17 protein-coding genes and 1 pseudogene are annotated in these 18,287 nt (G+C 61.5%); 8 read left to right on the forward strand and 10 right to left on the reverse strand.

Features of this window, described 5'->3' with window-relative positions:
* The coding region (locus AAEZ10_RS25715) for a hypothetical protein (RefSeq protein ID WP_350571533.1) at window positions 1–222 on the forward strand (222 nt) is incomplete at its 5' end.
* Entirely contained in the window at window positions 200–3,322 is a 3,123-nt protein-coding gene (locus AAEZ10_RS25720; RefSeq protein WP_350571535.1) for a hypothetical protein, read from the forward strand. The genes AAEZ10_RS25715 and AAEZ10_RS25720, both read left to right, overlap by 23 nt.
* 239 nt (window positions 3,323–3,561) lie before the next feature.
* Here AAEZ10_RS25720 and AAEZ10_RS25725 read toward each other — a convergent pair whose 3' ends face one another.
* From AAEZ10_RS25725 to AAEZ10_RS25740, 4 genes are read right to left on the reverse strand one after another with little or no spacing between them, the layout of a single operon-like run.
* Entirely contained in the window at window positions 3,562–4,524 is a 963-nt protein-coding gene (locus AAEZ10_RS25725; protein ID WP_071171843.1) for a sensor domain-containing diguanylate cyclase, read from the reverse strand.
* Window positions 4,525–4,578: 54 nt separating this feature from the next.
* Window positions 4,579–5,157: a hypothetical protein gene (locus AAEZ10_RS25730; protein ID WP_350571537.1), complete on the reverse strand. Its 579-nt coding sequence runs from the start codon at window positions 5,155–5,157 to the stop codon at window positions 4,579–4,581.
* Window position 5,158: 1 nt separating this feature from the next.
* Window positions 5,159–7,321, reverse strand: coding sequence for a xanthine dehydrogenase family protein molybdopterin-binding subunit (locus tag AAEZ10_RS25735; RefSeq protein ID WP_282387411.1), 2,163 nt, complete (start codon window positions 7,319–7,321; stop codon window positions 5,159–5,161).
* A 22-nt stretch (window positions 7,322–7,343) separates the two neighbouring features.
* On the reverse strand, window positions 7,344–7,799 hold the full coding sequence (locus AAEZ10_RS25740) for a (2Fe-2S)-binding protein (RefSeq protein ID WP_007937751.1): 456 nt from the start codon (window positions 7,797–7,799) through the stop codon (window positions 7,344–7,346).
* Window positions 7,800–8,047: 248 nt separating this feature from the next.
* Between AAEZ10_RS25740 and AAEZ10_RS25745 the strand changes: the two genes are divergently transcribed.
* The gene (locus tag AAEZ10_RS25745) at window positions 8,048–8,878 is read left to right on the forward strand and encodes an alpha/beta fold hydrolase (protein WP_350571540.1); all 831 of its coding nucleotides are present in this window, start codon (window positions 8,048–8,050) and stop codon (window positions 8,876–8,878) included.
* A 310-nt stretch (window positions 8,879–9,188) separates the two neighbouring features.
* On the opposite strand, the gene AAEZ10_RS25750 is transcribed toward AAEZ10_RS25745, so the two are convergent.
* Entirely contained in the window at window positions 9,189–9,581 is a 393-nt protein-coding gene (locus tag AAEZ10_RS25750; RefSeq protein WP_350571542.1) for a GFA family protein, read from the reverse strand.
* A 55-nt stretch (window positions 9,582–9,636) separates the two neighbouring features.
* On the opposite strand from AAEZ10_RS25750, the pseudogene AAEZ10_RS25755 reads away from it, so the two are divergent.
* Window positions 9,637–9,714: pseudogene (locus AAEZ10_RS25755) on the forward strand (VOC family protein); the annotation flags it as partial.
* 35 nt (window positions 9,715–9,749) lie between these two features.
* Entirely contained in the window at window positions 9,750–10,583 is an 834-nt protein-coding gene (locus tag AAEZ10_RS25760) for an AraC family transcriptional regulator (RefSeq protein ID WP_350571544.1), read from the forward strand.
* Between the two features lie 52 nt (window positions 10,584–10,635).
* On the opposite strand, the gene AAEZ10_RS25765 is transcribed toward AAEZ10_RS25760, so the two are convergent.
* The 4 genes from AAEZ10_RS25765 to AAEZ10_RS25780 form a co-directional block, all read right to left on the reverse strand.
* Window positions 10,636–11,223, reverse strand: a complete 588-nt coding sequence (locus AAEZ10_RS25765; protein WP_073475320.1) for a LysE family translocator — start codon at window positions 11,221–11,223, stop codon at window positions 10,636–10,638.
* A 182-nt stretch (window positions 11,224–11,405) separates the two neighbouring features.
* On the reverse strand, window positions 11,406–13,643 hold the full coding sequence (locus AAEZ10_RS25770; RefSeq protein ID WP_350571546.1) for an ATP-binding protein: 2,238 nt from the start codon (window positions 13,641–13,643) through the stop codon (window positions 11,406–11,408).
* On the reverse strand, window positions 13,640–14,245 hold the full coding sequence (locus AAEZ10_RS25775) for a biliverdin-producing heme oxygenase (RefSeq protein ID WP_071171835.1): 606 nt from the start codon (window positions 14,243–14,245) through the stop codon (window positions 13,640–13,642). Before AAEZ10_RS25775 ends, AAEZ10_RS25770 begins: the two co-directional genes overlap by 4 nt.
* 194 nt (window positions 14,246–14,439) lie before the next feature.
* Window positions 14,440–14,715 (reverse strand): hypothetical protein, encoded by a 276-nt coding sequence (locus AAEZ10_RS25780; RefSeq protein WP_071171834.1) that lies wholly within the window; start codon window positions 14,713–14,715, stop codon window positions 14,440–14,442.
* A 161-nt stretch (window positions 14,716–14,876) separates the two neighbouring features.
* On the opposite strand from AAEZ10_RS25780, the gene AAEZ10_RS25785 reads away from it, so the two are divergent.
* Window positions 14,877–15,995, forward strand: coding sequence for a carboxylate-amine ligase (locus AAEZ10_RS25785; protein WP_350571549.1), 1,119 nt, complete (start codon window positions 14,877–14,879; stop codon window positions 15,993–15,995).
* On the opposite strand, the gene AAEZ10_RS25790 is transcribed toward AAEZ10_RS25785, so the two are convergent.
* Entirely contained in the window at window positions 15,977–16,408 is a 432-nt protein-coding gene (locus AAEZ10_RS25790) for a VOC family protein (protein ID WP_071171832.1), read from the reverse strand. The two genes, AAEZ10_RS25785 and AAEZ10_RS25790, sit on opposite strands and share 19 nt — an antisense overlap.
* Window positions 16,409–16,517: 109 nt before the next feature.
* Between AAEZ10_RS25790 and AAEZ10_RS25795 the strand changes: the two genes are divergently transcribed.
* Complete coding sequence (locus tag AAEZ10_RS25795) at window positions 16,518–17,600, forward strand: bifunctional transcriptional activator/DNA repair enzyme AdaA (RefSeq protein ID WP_350571551.1); 1,083 nt, start codon at window positions 16,518–16,520, stop codon at window positions 17,598–17,600.
* A 58-nt stretch (window positions 17,601–17,658) separates the two neighbouring features.
* Window positions 17,659–18,276, forward strand: coding sequence for a DNA-3-methyladenine glycosylase family protein (locus AAEZ10_RS25800; RefSeq protein WP_110645841.1), 618 nt, complete (start codon window positions 17,659–17,661; stop codon window positions 18,274–18,276).
* Window positions 18,277–18,287: the final 11 nt, after the last annotated feature.

The following is an 18,287-nucleotide window of genomic DNA, read 5'->3' on the forward strand; positions in this document are numbered from 1 at the left end:
GTGAGCACAAAAGCAAACGCCCCGAACAAGTCGGGGCGTTTGCTGGAACCGCCGTCAGTGCGTTTTCACACAGTCTGCGATCCGGCGGGTTTTTTTATGCCAGCAGAAAAGGTCGCCGCACTACATATGTACCGCCACCGACCCTGCCCTGCCTTTGATACTCGCCGCTCGATGCTTATCAGCCGCCAGGGAGGCGCAGATGAACGACACACCGGTACATGAACAGACGCTGATCCACAATCTCATCGCAGAATTGACCGCCGTACCGGTGGTCACCGCCGCCACGCCGGCGCGCACGCTGGAGGTTCCTCGTCCATGCCTGCTGCGCGAATGGATGGAGCTTTACTGGACCGCCCTCGAACGCCCTGAGTTTCTCGACTGGGCCAGTGGCTTTCACATCGACCTGGATACCTTGCAAATCAAAGGCGACATTCTGCAAGCGCGCACACCAGCGAATGGCACCTCCGACGTACGCACCTTCACCCTGGAGGACGACTCTGGCTGGTGGCAGGTGGCGCCGATGCTGCAATCGATTTCCCAACGCATCGACCCTGCCGGGTTGGGCCTGCCTTATATCGGCGGCAAGTCCGCCAACCCGCTGTATCGCTTTCCACGGCAAGTGGTGCTGGCGTTCTACGGTTACCCGGAACCGCAAAACCAGATTCAGGCCCGCGTCATCCTCACCGAACTGAAGAAAAGCGGGCTGGCTGCCATCGATGAAAACGGCCACAGCACGTCGGCTGTGGTGAAGGAACGCAACGCGCAACTGGAGGATTTCAGGGCGATCGCCGATCGAATCGATGCGGTGTTGCTGGCGAGCGATCCGTTCGAGCAACGAGGCTTTCTCGATACGCCGGTAACGCTTGCTTCGGCGTCTGTTTCCGCTCCTGTCAGAGGCCCGCGCCTGAAATTGGGCGAGCTGCTGCGTCGCTATGAATTTGCGCTGCCGGAAGATGCGGGACAAGCCAGAGCGCTTGCGCAACGCCTGCGACAGCACAGTTGGCCTGAGCTGCCCTACGTCAGTGATTACGTGCAGACCGGCACCCCCATCCGCAGCTATCGCGAAGACTTCGGCGATCTGGAGGACGCCCGGCATATTGTGCGACGCCTGGAAGTTTTGAGCTGGAACAAGGCACCCAAAGCCAGAATCGATTACGAGGAATTCAGCGAGCCCCATCCGCATTCCACGCTCGCGGTGCAGATGGCGCTGGGCCAGGAGCGCTTGCAGATATTCAGCTCCAATGCGGATTTTCAAGCCATCTTGCAACAGCACGGGTTACCCGCCGACAGTCAATTGCTGGTGACCGAGTCCGGCCATGTCGGCACGGCCAGCGCCAAAGGCTGGGTCAACCTGACGACTGAGGTGGAAAAACATTCCGATCTGAAACTTCATCGCGACCAGCTTAAAGCTCAGGCAGGCGAAGCCGGCGGCGCCCTGCGCTCGAGCGGTAAAGTCACCCTCGGGCAGATGTTGCGTTTCTACGAGCTACCGTTGCCAAAAACTGTCGAGCAAGCCCTCTCCCTGGCGAAATGGGACAAGATCAATCTGCACATGCGTCCCGGGCACATGAATCAGTGGTATCTGCTGGGTCAACCCTGGACGAAGACCGAGCGGTTCACCGCGCAGCAACGTCAGAGCATCATCGACACCACCCAGGCTTTTTTGCCCGAAGACTCGCCGCCACTGATCGACTACCTCAGTGAAGGGGTCGACACCGATCTGCCGCTCAATACCCTCAAGGCAAAAGCCGACTACCTGATCAGTCGTATCCTGATCACGTCGCGCGCACGGACGCTGGGCAATCAGTTGGTGAAGAACCTCGGAGCGCCGTCTCACAAAAAACGCCTTCTGGCCACCAACCGCGAACGGCTGTTGCTCGCTGCATTGATTCTCAACCTGGAACCGAGCGCCGGTGAGGATATAAACCGAATCGTCGCCCAGCGCCTGGAGGGCAGTGATTTCTGGGGCGACAGTTATGACGAAGTGCGCCGGTTCATCGACCGGCAACCCCAACTCGCACTGGTCAAGAACAAGACATTGGCGACCCACCTGTTATTGTCCGGCATCTCGCCGGAGTTTCTCCTCCGGGGCATTCCTCGATCACTGCCTTATATGAGTTGCCTGCGCTGGGTGAGGCTGAAACAGGTCGTGCTGTATATCGAAAGACGCCTGCCGGGCGCGGCGCGCTTGATGACCTACGAGCAATTGCGCGAGCTGACGAAAGGCCCGGCGCCGGCTGATTTCTACAAGTTTCTGCGCGAGGAGCCGTGTGCCTCGGTCGTAGTGGACTGGGCGGTTGCACGAGGGCTGATCCAGCGCGATGCCGATTTTCAAGTCACGGTCTATGACGCCGGCACGCTCAAGCAAGCCGATCTGCTCTTTCGCAACCACAATCGTCTGATTTACGATTTTTACCGCCGGGCCTTCCTGTCGTCACCGCCCACCCCCGCCACTATTGCCCTCGCGGATCTGCGCAAGATCTTCGCTGATTCCCCTCACCTGACAGAGAAGGCACTGTTTGTTCCAGCCTCGGACGCTGATACAACCGGACCACATTATTCCCTGAGCCAATTACACATCGCCGGCAAGCTAACGGGTGACATGCAGGGATGGCAATCGAGCAATGCACAATTGCAACTGCCATCGATGATTGCCTCGCTGCCCAGACTGAACAACGTGGCAAGCGCTTTTCATGCAACGCTGGCGGCGCGCCTCAAGCATATGAAGGACGCGCATGTCGCGATTCTCAAGGAAGCATTCTGCCGGTTGCCGTTGGCGCAACGGCTCGACCTCGAAGACAACACGCTGGAATTGCTCGCCCTGCGGCCAGTATCGGCAGCCACGGACAAACTTGCCAAGGCCGGCACGGCGCCGTTTGGCATATTGGCACTGCTGCATGGGCGGCCAACCAGAGTCTTCGAGATTTTCACCAGCAGAGATGAAGTGGTGCTGCGTCGCGATATCGACATTGCATTACTCAAACCCTCGGTGGCGAAAGAAGCGGCGAAAACGCTGCCCCTCGACGCCGAAGCCTATAAAAACGGCTCGCAGCCTCGCTTGAACGCCACCTGCAAGGCGTTCATTACTCGCCTCGATATTGAGGGCGCACCACTGGCGCAACAGGCACGCACCGCCGTGCCCGATACCTTCGCCTCCAACACAGTCAACGCCATTGCCAGCACCGCCGTCCGGCATCTGTTCGATGCTTATGAAGCGAAAGCCTTGCAAGACGCGTTGCGCATGCCCGAACTCGAGGATGCCGCGGCCAGTCACGAGAAGTGGCTGGCGTTCTACCAGAAGCTGAGCCCGCCCAAGCGCTGAGCACTGGCGAATCCGGCGATGAATCGGCTGACGCCTTCGCGAGCAGGCTCGCTCCCACAGAGATGGTGCTGAACTGAAAAATCCTCCGCGCCATCGAAACCTGTGGGAGCGAGCCTGCTCGCGAAGACATTCGACCAGCCAGCATCAAATTGCCTGACCCACCGCCATCGCGAGCAAGCCCGCTCCCACGGGATTCAAGGGAGTCTGTGGGAGCTGGCTCGCCCGCGATGGTGCCGGTGCTAACAGCCTTTCAGAGCTTGCTTGTGCGCATACATCGCGCCATCCGCATCGGCGAGCAGCCGATCAACGGTTTCGTGGCGCGTGGGGTCGTATTCGATCTGGCCGACGCTGAAACGAATCGCGTAACCACGGTGCAGCGTGGCGTTGCGCTCTTCGAGGATTTCCTTGAGCCGCGCCATGATCCGCGTGGTTTCAACGTGGCTGGAGCCAGTCAGCAATGCGACGAACTCATCGCCGCCCAGGCGTCCGACCACGTCGCTTTCGCGAAAGGCAATGCGCAGCACATCGGCGAAGGTCTTCAGCGCACTGTCGCCTTCGGCATGGCCGTACAGATCGTTGATCTGCTTGAAGTCGTTGAGGTCGAAAAACAGTAGCGTCGCCGGCCGGTTCAAGCGCGCGCACGCATCCAGTGCATGCTGGGCCAGTTGCTTGAAACCACGGCGATTGGACAACAGCGTCAACTCATCCATGCTCGCCATCTGCACCGCCATCAACTCTTGCTCGGCCATCTCCGCGAGGTCACGCAGCAGCGCGCGCTCTTCGTCATCAAGATGGCGAGGTTTGGTATCAATCAGGCATAAGGTGCCCATTTTGTTACCGTCCGGCACGGTCAGTGGGTACCCGGCGTAAAAGCGAATATTCGGCGCACCGGTAACCAGCGGATTGTCATGGAAGCGCAGATCTTCCAGCGCATCGGGCACCAGCATCAGCTCGTTCTGCAGAATCGCATGACCGCAGAACGAGACATCGCGGGACGTCTCGCTGACATCCAGACCCACACAGGACTTGAACCACTGGCGATCCGTGTCGACCAGCGTGACCAGGGCGATCGGCACGTTGAACAAGCGCTTGGCCAGCCGCGTCAGACGATCGAAGCGCTCCTCCGGCGCCGAGTCGAGGTTGAGGCCATGCAGCGCGTCGATACGTGCAGCTTCATTGGCAGGTTTTCCGGGCACCAGCATGCGCACACTCCGTAGACAGTCATGCGTTCAGCGTAGCGCTTAATCGTCGGGGCATCACATTTGCGCCACCGGACACGGCCCGCCGGCATCGGCCCAGAGTTTGAATTGCGCGACGAAAATATCGTGCGGCACTGGCACCGGTGCGCGCCCTGCCCCGGGATTCCAGCCCCAGAGCACCAGTTTGTCTTCGCTGACGTGTTTTAACAGCGCGGCGAAATCCCGGTCGCCATTGCTCGCGCGGTCCTTGATCATCGCGCAGAGCTTGTCCGAGGGCAGGCCGATCCAGGCCATTTTGTGCGCCGCCGGCGGCAGGCTCCAGTGCGGCGCACCCGGCGGCGCGTGAGGGCCGTAACTGGCCGGCGGGTTGCTTTCGGCGTGGCAGGTCGCGCAAGGCAAACCGGCGGCGCCCTTGCCGTCCATGCCGCGCACCACGCTCATCGCGTGGGGGATGCCGGCGGCGAACTGCAACGGCGAATCGCCGGGAATGTGGCAATTCTGGCAGCGCGGGCTCTGAAAGACTTTCTGCACCGTGCCAAAGGCTTTCAGAGCTTCCTGATCCTCGGCAAACAGGTCCGAGGCGTAGCCACCGAGACCGAGCAACACGACGGTGCCCAACACAAGATGTCGTTTCATCTCACACCCCCGACAGTTGCAGCGGCAGTTCGCGCAGGCGTTGCCCGGTCAAGGCGAACACGGCGTTGGCCACGGCCGGCGCGGTCGGTGGCACACCGGGCTCACCGATGCCGCCGGGTTTCTCGCTGCTGGGGACGATATGCACTTCCACCACCGGCATTTCGTTGAGCCGCAACACCTGATAATCGTGATAGTTGGACTGCACGACGCCGCCGTCCTTGACGGTGAGTTTGCTGTGCAAGGCCATGCCGAGACCGAAGGTGATGCACGATTCCATCTGCGCGGCGATGCTCTGCGGATTCACTGCAATGCCGCAGTCCACCGCGCAGACCACCCGATGCACGCGGATCGCCAGATTGTCCTGAGAAACCTCCGCCACTTGCGCCACGTAGCTGCCGAACGACTCGTGCACCGCCACGCCCAGAGCATGCCCGTCCGGCAACGGCGCGCCCCAGTTGGCCTTCTCCACCGCCAGATTGAGCACGCCAAGGTGGCGCGGGTGCGCCTTTAGCAACGTTCGCCGGTACTCCACCGGATCCTTGCCCGCCGCCGTCGCCAGTTCATCGATCAGCGATTCCATGACGAAACCCGTGTGGGTATGGCCCACCGAACGCAGCCACAACACATTGATGCCGGTCTGCGGCGAATGCAGGTCGACCTGATGATGAGGCAGATCCTTGATGTACGGACTGTCGGCCACGCCCTCGACCGAGGTGGCATCGATGCCGTTCTTGACCATCGTCGCCTCAAGCATCGTCCCGGCCATGATCGACTGGCCGACCAGCATATGCTGCCAGCTCATCGGCAAACCATCAGCGCCCAGTCCGACCTGCGCCTTGTGCAGGTACATCGAGCGGTAGTAGCCGCCGCGAATGTCATCTTCGCGCGCCCACACGGTTTTCACCGGCAGGCCCGCCGCTTTCGCCACTTGCACGGCTTCGGCGACGAAATCCGAAGTCGGATTGGCGCGGCGACCGAAACCACCGCCGAGGAATTCGGTGTGTATCTCGACCTGTTCGGGCTTGAGCCCGGTAATCTTGCTGGCGACCATTTGGTCCAGCGTCTGAAATTGCGTGCCAGTCCAGATCTCGCATTTGCCGGCGCTGATTTTCACCGTGCAATTGAGCGGTTCCATCGGCGCGTGGGCCAGATACGGCACGCTGTATTCGACCTCGATTTTCTTCGCGGATTTGCCGAAATTGGCCTTGGCGTCCCCCGCCTGCGTAGCGGAAGTGCCCGGCGTCGCCGCCAGTTTGCGGAAACTCTCCAGCAGTTTTTCACTGCTCATGTCGGCCAGCGGCCCAAGATCCCAGTCAACCTTGAGCGCATCACGGCCCAGCTTCGCCGCCCAGAAATGCTCGGCCACCACCGCCACGCCGCTGGGCACCTGCACCACCTTGTGCACGCCGGGAATCGCCAGCGCTGCGGCGCCTTCGAAGGATTTCACCGTGGCACCGAACACCGGGGCGCGGGCGACCATCGCGGTCATCAGGCCCTCGAACTGCACGTCCATGCCGAACCTGGCGCGGCCGGTGATCTTTTCCGGGGTGTCGAGGCGCTTGGTCGGTTTGCCGATGACTTTCCAGTCCTTGGCTTCCTTGAAGGTAATGGTTTTCGGATCCGGCACCGGCAGTTGCCCGGCGGCATCGGCCAGTTCGCCGTAGGTCGCGCGTTGGTCTCCGGCGATGACCACGCCGGACTCCGTGCGAATCGCCGAGGGCGCGACGTCGAAACGTTTCGCCGCCGCTTCCACCAGCATCTGCCGCGCCGTCGCTCCGGCGAGTCGATAACGGTCGAATTCCATCCAGGTCGAGGTCGAGCCACCGGTGATCTGCATGCCGCCAAATGCCGGCAAGCCGTAATCGGCCGCCGAGGCTGGCGAGTGCTCAACGCGGATTTTCGACCAGTCGGCGTCCAGTTCTTCGGCGATCAGCATGGTCAGGCCGGTCCAGATGCCCTGGCCCATTTCCGAATGGCCGAGCAGCACGGTGACGCTGTTGTCCGCCGCGATGCGCAGGAACGCGTTGGGCGCGAAGGTCTTGTTCTGATTTTCTGCCGCGCGGGCAAAGCGATTGGCCCCGGGCACCACGAACGCCACCATCAAGCCGCCGCTTAACAGTGCGCTGCCCTTGAGAAACCCGCGACGCGATACGGGACTGTTCATCGTTCCTCTCCCAGAGAATGACTCAGCCGATTTCGGCGGCGCGTTTGACCGCAGCGCGTATGCGCGGATAGGTGCCGCAGCGGCAGATATTGCCGGAGAGCGCCTGATCGATATCGCTGTCGGTGGGCTTGGGAATTTTCGCCAGCAACGCGGCGGCGGACATGATCTGCCCGGACTGACAGTAACCGCACTGCACCACGTCCAGCTCGGCCCAGGCCTGCTGCACCGGGTGCGAGCCATCACTGGACAAGCCCTCGATGGTGAGGATTTTCTGCCCGTGGGCGACCGCAGTCGCCGGGGTGATACAGGAACGTAATGGCGCGCCGTCGACGTGAACGGTGCAGGCGCCGCACTGGGCCATGCCACAACCGAACTTGGTCCCGGTCAGGTGCGCGACGTCGCGCAGAACCCAGAGCAGCGGCATGTCGGCGGGGACATCGAGCTCCTGATCCTTGCCATTGATATTCAGGGTCAGCATCGGCGGATTTCCTCAGGCTCACGGTGGTGCGAAGGGACGTCGCTGTGATCGCAAAAACCTACGGACGCCCGCGCTTATCCCTTTCAGCAAAGCCTAATTTGCGCTTGAAGCCAGACGTTGTGACCAGCGGTCATGCAGACCCCGGCATTGCTCCTACAGTTGATAACGGCTCGCACTGAGTCGTCGTACCTCTGCGCAAACGGTCCGCGTACATCGCGGTTGTCCATCACAGGTCAGGAGTAACGAATATGGGCTTTGTCACCACTCGAGACGGCGTCGATATCTTCTACAAGGACTGGGGCCCGCGCGACGCGCCGGTGATCCACTTCCACCACGGCTGGCCGCTCAGTTCCGATGACTGGGATGCGCAGATGCTGTTCTTTCTCGCGCAGGGCTTTCGGGTGATTGCCCATGATCGACGTGGACACGGGCGCTCCAGCCAGGTCTGGGATGGCCACGACATGGACCATTACGCCGACGATGTGCTGGCGGTGGTCAATCATCTGGGTACGAGCAACGTGGTGCATGTCGGCCATTCCACCGGCGGCGGCGAAGTGATCCATTACATCGCCCGACATGGTCAGGACAAGGTCAGCAAAGCCGTCTTGATCAGCGCCGTGCCACCGTTGATGGTGCAGACCGAAAGCAACCCCGGCGGTTTGCCGAAATCGGTGTTCGATGGCTTTCAAGCGCAGTTGGCGGCGAATCGCGCGCAGTTCTATCGCGATGTGCCGAGCGGACCTTTCTACGGCTATAACCGCCCGGGCGCCGAGCCGGCGGAAGGGATCATCGCCAACTGGTGGCGCCAGGGCATGATCGGCGGCGCCAAGGCGCATTACGACGGCATCGTCGCGTTCTCGCAGACCGACTTCACCGAAGACCTGAAAAAAGTCACCGTGCCGGTGCTGGTCATGCACGGCGAGGATGACCAGATCGTGCCCTACACCAACTCCGGACCGTTATCGGCGAAACTGCTGCCCAACGGCACGCTGAAGTCGTATCCCGGCTTCCCGCATGGCATGCCGACGACGCAGGCTGAAACCATCAATGCGGATTTGTTGGCGTTTATTCGCGGCTGACAGAGCTGAGGATGTACCCATAGCAGCGGATACCACAAAACAAATTGTGGGAGCGAGCCTGCTCGCGAAAGCGTTCGTTCAGCCACTTACGTATTGACTGACCCAACGCCTTCGCGAGCAGGCTCGCTCCCACAGTTGAAATTGGGTATATCCGCCAGAGACCAGTCGGCTGGAAGGCCGCCATCACTGGCAAGCCAGCTCCCACAGGGGTCAAGGTAGATCCGCTATTCATTCGTATCTTTGAGATAGCTATCGCGAGCAGACTCGCCCCCACAGAAATCGCAAGCGTGCTGAAGGCTGAATCAATCCCCTACCCCTCTGCCCGCCCTTTGCCTTCACGATCACCACGGTAATGCCTGGCCAGCGGAAAATCCGGCAGCCACGATTCACGCCGCACAATCCAGCTCTCATAGGTCGGCTTCAACTGATCCGGCGCATCCAGCGCGCCGAGGTTCACCTCGACCTCATCACCACTGCGGTTGAACACCGAAGAACCACAGCGCGGACAAAAGTGCCGCCCCTGGTACTCATGGGTTTCGCCGGTAATCGTCACCGCGTCTGCAGGAAAAATCGCCGAGGCATGAAACAGCGCACCGTGGACGTTGCGACAGTCCAGGCAATGGCACAGCCCGACCCGGTAAGGCTCGCCAGAGGCTTGAAAACGCACATCGCCGCACAGGCATCCGCCGGTAAATGCAGTCATGGTTCAGCTCCATCGCGCTCGTGGTGTCACGCCCCCAGAGCCTATAACAGTCGGTGCTGCAATGCAGGCGATGTTTCAGATGAAAAAGCTTGATGTGGCGACACTGCAACGGGCATTCGCTGGCCAGAGCTAATACACTCAGGGCGCTGACCTGCCGGGACGATCACGATGAAACACGCCACAGCGAAAAACCCCGAGAAAGCCCCGCGCTTCTGGCGCGACGACGCCCTGCCCTTCATCGAGGCGCGGGCCATCGCGGATGGGCGTGAAGTCTGTTATGCGCGGCATTCCCATGCGCACTTTTCCATCGGCGCAATCACCGCCGGGCGCAGTACCTATGTGCATGAGCAAGCGCAGTATGAAGTGGCGGCCGGCACCGTGGTGCTGATGAATCCCGGCGATGTGCACGCCTGCAATCCGATCGATGATCAGCCTTGGTCGTATGTGATGTTGTATGTCGAAACGCCGTGGCTGACGGATTTGCAGCATCAACTGGGGTTTGCCGGGGAGCTGGAATTCCGGCGATTTTCCGACACGCATCTGGCTGATGCCGAGCTGTTCGGCAAGTTGATGGGGTTGTATGAGGTTCTGCTCGACGACCAGTTGGAGGCGCTGGCGAAACACAGCGCAGCGGTTGAGTTTTTCAGTGATTTGCAGGGGCGCCTGAATCCGGCGGACGAGCCCGTTGCCGAGCCGAATTTCAAGCTGGAGCGCGCCGCTGATTTCATCCGTGGACATTGCACCGAAGTGCTGAGCCTCGAGGCAATTTGCGCGGCGGCGCAGCTATCGCCGTCATACCTGATTCGTGCGTTCAGGCAGCGTTACGGGATGACGCCCCATGCCTTCCTGGTCAACCAGCGCATCCAGTTCGCCCGCGAGCGCTTGCGCAGTGGCCAGTTGATTGCCGATGTCGCGCTCCAGGCCGGGTTTGCCGATCAGGCGCATTTTCAGCGAGCGTTCAAACAACATCTGGCGGCAACGCCGGGGCAGTATCGCGGCTGACTTTTATCTCCCGTACATGCAAACCCCTGCACTCGTCAGCTCCTACAGCAAATCAGGTGATCAGCAGATAACCCGCACTCACCGCCAGCAACAACGCCATCAACCGGTTGAACCAGCGCATCCCCGCTGCATTGCTCAGATACCCGCGCAAAAACGTCCCGGCATACGCCCAGCAGCCCACCGACACATAGCAGATCACCAGATACACCGCCGCAAATTGCCAGACCAGCCGCGCCTCGCCGTCGGCGACAAATGCGCCCATTCCGGCCACGCATGCCAGCCAGGCCTTGGGGTTGAGCCATTGCATCACCGCGCCATAGAGCATCGACGGCGCGCGGCCGGATTCGCTGGTGTTCAACTGGCCGTCATCGCTGGCCAGTTTCCAGGCCATGAACAACAGAAACGCCACCCCGGCCCATTGCACCACGCGGGTCATGAATGGCCACAACTGCAAGACCTCATGCAGGCCCAGGCCCATCAGCACCAGCAACAGCACAAAACCCAGCGTCGCCCCGGCGACATGCCGTTGGCTGGCGCGGAAACCGTACTGCGCGCCTGAACTCAAGGCGACGATATTGACCGGCCCGGGGGTGATGGATGCGGCGAGGGCAAACGCCGCCATGGAAAGAATCAGACTCATTGCACACCTGCTTCAAACGAGGAACGAGGTGGCTACGGTAGCGAGCGGGGGATTTGCGGTATTGAAGAAAATGACCCTGAGGCTGCGAATCTGATCGTTCCCACGCTCTGCGTGGGAATGCAGCCCGGGACGCTCTGCGTCCCATTCAGAGCGTGGGAACGATCGAAACCTACAAGGGGCACTCAGGCCAGGCGCGGCACGGTGAAGCGGAATTCGCTGCCCTGCCCCGGCTCGCTCTCGGCGACGATCTGTCCGCCGTGGGCTTCGACGATGCCTTGGGTGATGTACAAACCCAGGCCCGTTCCGGTCGGGTTGCCTTCCTTCATCGTCCAATAACGATCAAACACATGCGGCAAGTGCTCCTTGGGAATGCCTTCGCCACTGTCACGCACGATAAACACGATCTCGTCGCCCACCGATTTAGCGTGTACGCCGACGGTGCCCATGCGCGGGGTGAATTTGATGGCGTTGCCGACCAGGTTCGACAGCACCTGAAACAGCCGCTCGGGGTCGGCGTGGATGCGCAGGTCAGGATCGGCCTGGAAGGAAATGCTGATATCCTTGTCATGGGCCAGAGGCGACAGCAACGCTTGGGCCTCTTCAAAGATGTGCCCGACCACCAGCGCCTGCGGGGTGATGGAGTAACGTCCGGCATCGATTTTCGAGGTATCGAGCAGGTCCTCCAGCAGCGTATTCATCCGCGCCGTGGCCTGCTGCATGGTGTCGATCGCCGTGGAAATCCGCCGCGAAGTGTGCGCGCCCTCCGAGCTAAAGGCTTTCTGCATCATGCCGCAGAGCATGGAAATCACCGTCATCGGGTTGCGCAGGTCATGGGAAACCACCGCTACCAGATCATCGCGCGCCTGCACCGCCTCCTGTTCACGACGTACCTGACGGGCCAGATCGTTTTCCAGCGCCGAACGGCGCAGATCGTTGGCGGCGAACCGGTCACCGTGGCTCCACTTGGTGGAGATCCCGGCCATCTCGACTTTCCAGATTTCGAACGAGGTACGCGGACGCAGGCGCATCCCGGCGTCGGAGTTTTCCAGATCCAGCGGCTTGCGCGGGTCACCGCTCCAATTGATGTTTTCCTTCACTTCCGGACGGAACCACAGCACGCCGTTGTCCACCGGTTTCGGCAGGCTCATGGCAAGCACACCACTGGCTACCGACTGATACTGCGCCGCCGGCGGGTAAACGCTGGACAGGTGATGGCTGGCAAACACCGGCTCGCCGCGCGCCTGCAACCACTTGTGCAATGCACGGATCGCTTCCGGCTCGGGGCAGTTGCCATAACGGTGCAATTGCTTGTCTTCGATGATCGCGATGCCGCCGGCATTGACCAGCGCCATCAGCGTTGCTGGCTGCTGGGCAAGGCCGTCGAAAACGTTTTGCGGCGAATCGACCATCGCCTGATTGAGCCGCGCCAGCGCTTCGACCTTCTCTTCACGCTGGCGGGTCAGTTCAAGGGTTTCCATGGCACTGATCTGCAGCGACAGAACCTGGCCGATGGTCTGACAAGCCATGCGCAATTCATGCGGCACGTGCAGCGGCTGGCGATTGCCGCAGCTGATCAGGCCCCAGAGCTTGTCGCCCTTGAGCAGGGAAATGCTCATCGACGAGAGCACGCCCATGTTCTTCATGTACTGGCAGTGAATCGGCGAGACGCTGCGCAGCGTGGCGAAACTGAGGTCCAGCGGCGTCTGCGTGTCCGGGCGCAGCTTCGGCACCAGTGGCACCGGCTGATAATCGGCGTTGGGGATGATCCGCAGCCAATTGGTGCGGTACAGCTCGCGCGCCTGCTCGGGAATGTCCGAAGCAGGGAAAAACAGACCGTTGAACACTTCCATCGACGGATCGGACGCTTCGGCGATGACCTGACCGTGGCCCTCTTCCTCGAAACGATAGATCAGCACCCGGTCGTAACCGGTCATCGCCTGGATTTCCTTGACGCTGATGTCGTACAGGGCCTGCAGCGTGGTCGCCGCTTGCAGGCGCTGGAGCATGCGACCCAAGTGAGTGCTGACCCCGGCGACGTTGCGCGGCTGGAAATTCTTCACATGAATTTCCAGCTCGAGAATCAGCACGCCCTGATGGCGGTGCAGCAAACCTTCGAATTCAGTGCCGTTGAGCTCGAATCGCAGCGGCGCCGCCTCGGAAAACGCTGCCTGCTGCAAGGCTTCGAGCACGTGCGCGGTATGTTCGGCGCCGATCAGGCTGTGCAGCGGCTGGCCGATCAAGGATTCGGGCGCGCGGGCCAACAGGGTTGCAACGTTGGCGCTGACCTGAATGATCTGCAGCGCAGGCTCGGTCAGGGTCAGCAGCAGACCATGGGGCTGGATCGCGCCGGGAAAGCGGATCGGCTCGTCGGCACAGTTGGCCAGCAGTTCTTCAAAGGCTTGTGGGTCTTGCGGGTTCATGCCAGTACCTCCTGGCGCTCGAGCCACTGCTCGAAACAGCTGAATGTGGTTTGTGCTGCGCTGACCACGGCCGCGCGTTCGCTGGCCGCCATGGGCCGGTTGCTCAGGTATTCGATGAACTCGCGCCAGCGCCGCCCGGTGGCCGCGCCGTAGACATCGAGGAAGGCAGCGCCATTGTCGGCGTCCAGATTCAGCCGCGCGGCGATCTCCCGACGCAGGATCTGCCCGCCGAGAGTCGCGCCTTCGAGTACGTACAAAACGCCGAGACTAGCGGCGCTGGAGTCAATGACTGGCAGATCTTCACACAGCGGCAAATCATCAGCGGTTGCCCCCAGTGCGCGCAGGTCGGCGCGCAGGGTGTCAGCCTTCAGACGAGGCAGCAGATTGAAATCGTCCGGGACCGCGCCACTGGCGAGCAAAGCCTGTTCGAGTGGCTGATAGAACCCGTAATAGGCCTGCATCAAGCGCTCGAAAGCGGGGGTATCGAGGGTGTCGGAGAAAAAAGGAAGGCGTTTTTCCAGTGCGATGTGCAGTTCGGCTGTGCCGGCCCGCAGATCTTGCAGCACCGGTGGCACATAAACCTCACGGGCCTTTGCTTGCATGTAGATCGCTCTTGGTGGGACCCGGCAGGGGCCATTCTGGGTGGGCTCGACGTGGGGGGAATTTATCACGCCACGCAGCTTTTTCTGCCTGCCGAAGCGTTTTTTCTGTCGAACTGCGACCCTATGACAGGTTCAGAGTGGCGCCGGATCAGAAAAGTTCGACCGACGCCATTATCCTGCCACTGCTGACCACCTCAATCAGCGCCGTCGTTCTGCACCGATGGATCGCCGTTGGCCGGTACGCTGCTGTCGACAACGGGTTTCGAAGGATTGTTTTTTTCGGCGCCGGGATAACCGGGCAGACCGCGGGTATCGTCCGGCGTCATGACATCTTCGTTGTCACGGCTGACATCCCAGTCGGTGGTGGCGTTGGGGTCTTCATCACGCCCGGCCGTGCCGATGGCGAAGCCGTCGTCGTTGGGATTGACGGTTTGGTTAAGCGCTTTGTCGTTGCTGGATGGGTTGCTCATGTGTGCCTCCAGAACACGTTGATCGGACTTGTTTGGAAACGCCCCGGCCGCTCAAGTGCAATGTACAAGACCAACGGTGCATTCGCGGGGCACTGGTCGCCCGGCGTGAACCACCGCAACGGCGGACGGTTCTCAAGAGAAACACTTGCTCGAGCACTGTCATGAGCCACCCGCGATTCGGCATTGAGGAAGAGTACTTTCTCACTGACCTGCAGAGCCTGCGCATGGTCGGCAGTCCGCCGCCACAGGCCATCGAGGCTTGCCGGGCGGCGCTGGGTGTGTGGTTTGCCACAGAGATGTTTCAGGGCCAGATCGAGGTGGCTTCGCCGGTATTCAGCGATTTCGAACACGCCAGTGATTTTCTGCGTGGCAGCCGTCAGGCCTTGCGCACGGCCCTGGAGCCATTTGCTCTGGGCATGCTCAGCGCCGGCAGTCATCCGCTGGCCGACTGGCGCGAGCAGGTTCCGACCGACGAGGAACACTTCCGGTATCTGTTCGAACGCTACGGCCATGTCGCCCGCCGCAGCGTGTTGTCGGGCCTGCATGTGCACGTCGAGGTGGCAGAGCCGCTGGATCGCATCGCCGTGATGAACGAAGTGCTGCCCTGGACGCCGCTGCTGTTGGCGCTGAGCTGTTCGTCGCCGATCTGGGATGGCGCCGCCAGCGGCTTCATGAGCTATCGGCAGACCGCGTGTGACGAGTGGCCACGCATGGGCATCCCGCCGCTGTTTGCCGATCAGCGCCATTACGACGAACACTTGGCGTTTCTCATGCGCATCGGCGCGATCAGCCAGCCCGGCGAGTGCTGGTGGGGCATGCGCCCGGCGGCGCGTTTTCCGACCCTGGAACTGCGCATGACCGACGCTTGCCCTCGGGTCGATGATGCGCTGACCCTGGCGGCGTTTTTCCGCGTATTGGTGGCTCATGCCAGTGCGCAGCGGCGGCCCGGTTTGTTGTACGACCAGACCGCGCGTTCGATGCTGGAGGAAAATCGCTGGCGCGCCAAACATCAGGGGATTCATGCGCGCTTTTTGGTCGAAGGCATCGACGGCGACTGTTCGCTCGCGCAGTGGCTGGGGCTGGCCGAGCAGCGCTTTGCCGAGACGGCGCAGACACTGGGCGCGGCGCAGTTGTTCGAACGTGCCCGGGCGATGATCGACAGCGGCACCAGCGCCGATCGGCAACTGGCGCTGTTCCATCTGGCGTCTGAACAAGCGCAAAACGGCCGCTCGGCTCTGGCGCAAGTCACCGAGCTGCTGCTTCAGGAAACCGCTGGCTGATCGCTCTCGGACGGGCCTTTGAGTTCGACCTGATTGCCGTCCGGGTCGAAACAGTAAAGCGACAAGCCGTAACCCTCGGCGCCGAAACGCCTGGCGGCTTGTTCAACGGTCAGCCCGAACGATTGCAGATGGGCGATGAGCGCGGCTTCGTCGAACGGTTCTATGCGCAGACAGAAGTGATCGACGTTGCGCTTGTGCGCATCAGCGGCGCCGCCGCCCTTGCGCCCGAGTTCGCCCGCCAAATCGACGAGATCGATCATCGACGTACCGGCCCGCAGGTGCACCAGCCCCAGCGGCTGGTTATGCCTGACCACTTCGGCGCCGAACACCTTGGCGTAGAAATCGATGCTGCGTTGCAGGTCGGCGACGCGCAGAACGATGTGATCGATGCGCTGAATGGAAAACGGATGCATGGGTTGGCTTCCTCGAAAGCGGCGACCCGCCCATTGTGCTGCACAAGGGAAAAAATTCACTGTCGATTTTTCGGTGGAGCCATCGACAAAGCGGATTTACTCTCTGGCCATGAACATACCAGCCGCTGTCCTGCCGCCCCACGCCGAAATGGTTCGCGCCATGCTCGAGCGCGACACTGCCTATGAAGGCGTGTTCTTCACCGCCGTGAAAACCACCGGGATCTTTTGCCGCCCCAGTTGCACGGCGCGTAAGCCGAAACCGGAGAACGTCGAATTCTTCGCCCACGCCGACGATTGCCTGTGCGCCGGTTACCGCGCCTGCCTGCGCTGCAAACCGCTGGACGCAGCAGCCATCGCCCCGGACTGGGTGCAGCGCCTGCTCAATGCGGTGGACGCCGATCCCGAACGGCGCTGGAGCGATGCGCAGTTGCTCGCCGAGGGCATCGAACCGCTGAAACTGCGGCGCTGGTTCAAGCAGCATTTTGGCATGACCTTCCACGCCTGGCTGCGCACACGGCGCCTCGGCATGGCTCTGGGCGGGATCAGGCAAGGCACGTCGATCGATCACGCGGCGTTCGACTCCGGCTACGAGTCGCTCAGCGGTTTTCGCGATGCGTTTCAGAAGTCCTTCCACATCACCCCGGGCCGCGCGGCCAATAGTGAACCGTTGCTGTTCACTCGCCTGACCACGCCGCTGGGGCCGATGATCGCCATGGCCGAGCGTCGTGGCCTGGTGTTGTTGGAATTTCTCGATCGCCCGGCGCTGACCCGTGAAGTCGAAGCGCTGCAGAACCGTTATGGCTACGCGGTTGCGCCGGGTCACAACGCCCACTTGCAGCAGATCGAGGTGCAACTGGCGGATTACTTTGCCGGCAAACTCACTCAGTTCAGCGTGCCGCTGCACCTGCCCGGCAGCGCTTTTGCCCGTGAGGTGTGGGCGGCGCTGCTGCAAATCCCCTATGGCCACACCAGCACGTACGGCGCCATCGCGGCAGGCCTGGGCAAACCCGGCGCCAGCCGTGCCGTCGGCCTGGCCAACGGGCACAATCGCCTGTCGATCGTGGTCCCGTGCCACCGAGTGATCGGCGCAGACGGCTCGCTGACCGGTTATGGTGGCGGACAACCGCGCAAGGCGTTCCTGCTCAGGCTGGAAAACGCCGCGCTGCAAATGACTCAACAATTGGCTTTTTGAGCCATGCGATCCAACGCGCAAACAGGGATTTCGATGAGTACGTCCGTATCACCGCAACATGGCTGACACGTATGAGATGGCCAGCGCTTTTCTGGCCGCGATAGACGCTGATTGGCTGCGCCATGTCAGCGCCGTCGGCCCGTGCCTGCATCAGCCACATCCGGCGCGCGATCCCTATGAATCGCTGGTCCGGGCGATTGCCTATCAGCAACTGCACGCCAAGGCCGGCGATGCGATCCTTGGGCGTTTAGTGGGGTTGTTTCCCGGCCAGGCGTTTCCGCGTCCGCAGCAGATTCTGGCTACCGAGGTCGAGCGACTGCGTGCTTGTGGCTTTTCAGCGAGCAAGATCGCGACGATTCAAGGGATTGCCCAGGCGACGCTGGACGGCGTGGTGCCCGATTACCCGACTGCACGGGCGATGGACGATGAAACCCTGATCGAACGCCTGACCAGTTTGCGCGGCGTCGGCCGCTGGACCGTGGAGATGCTGTTGATCTACAGCCTCGAACGCATGGACATCCTGCCGGCGGATGATTTTGGCGTGCGTGAGGGATATCGGCGCTTGAAGGGACTGGAGGTGCAGCCGACGCGCAAACAGATGATCGAGATTGGCCAGGCGTGGAAGCCTTATCGGACGGTCGCGGCCTGGTATCTGTGGCGCGTGGCCAAGGCTTAGACCGCATTATC

Source organism: Pseudomonas sp. H26/SER47-MNA-CIBAN-0231, assembly GCF_040310465.1.
Taxonomy (GTDB): domain Bacteria; phylum Pseudomonadota; class Gammaproteobacteria; order Pseudomonadales; family Pseudomonadaceae; genus Aquipseudomonas; species Aquipseudomonas atacamensis.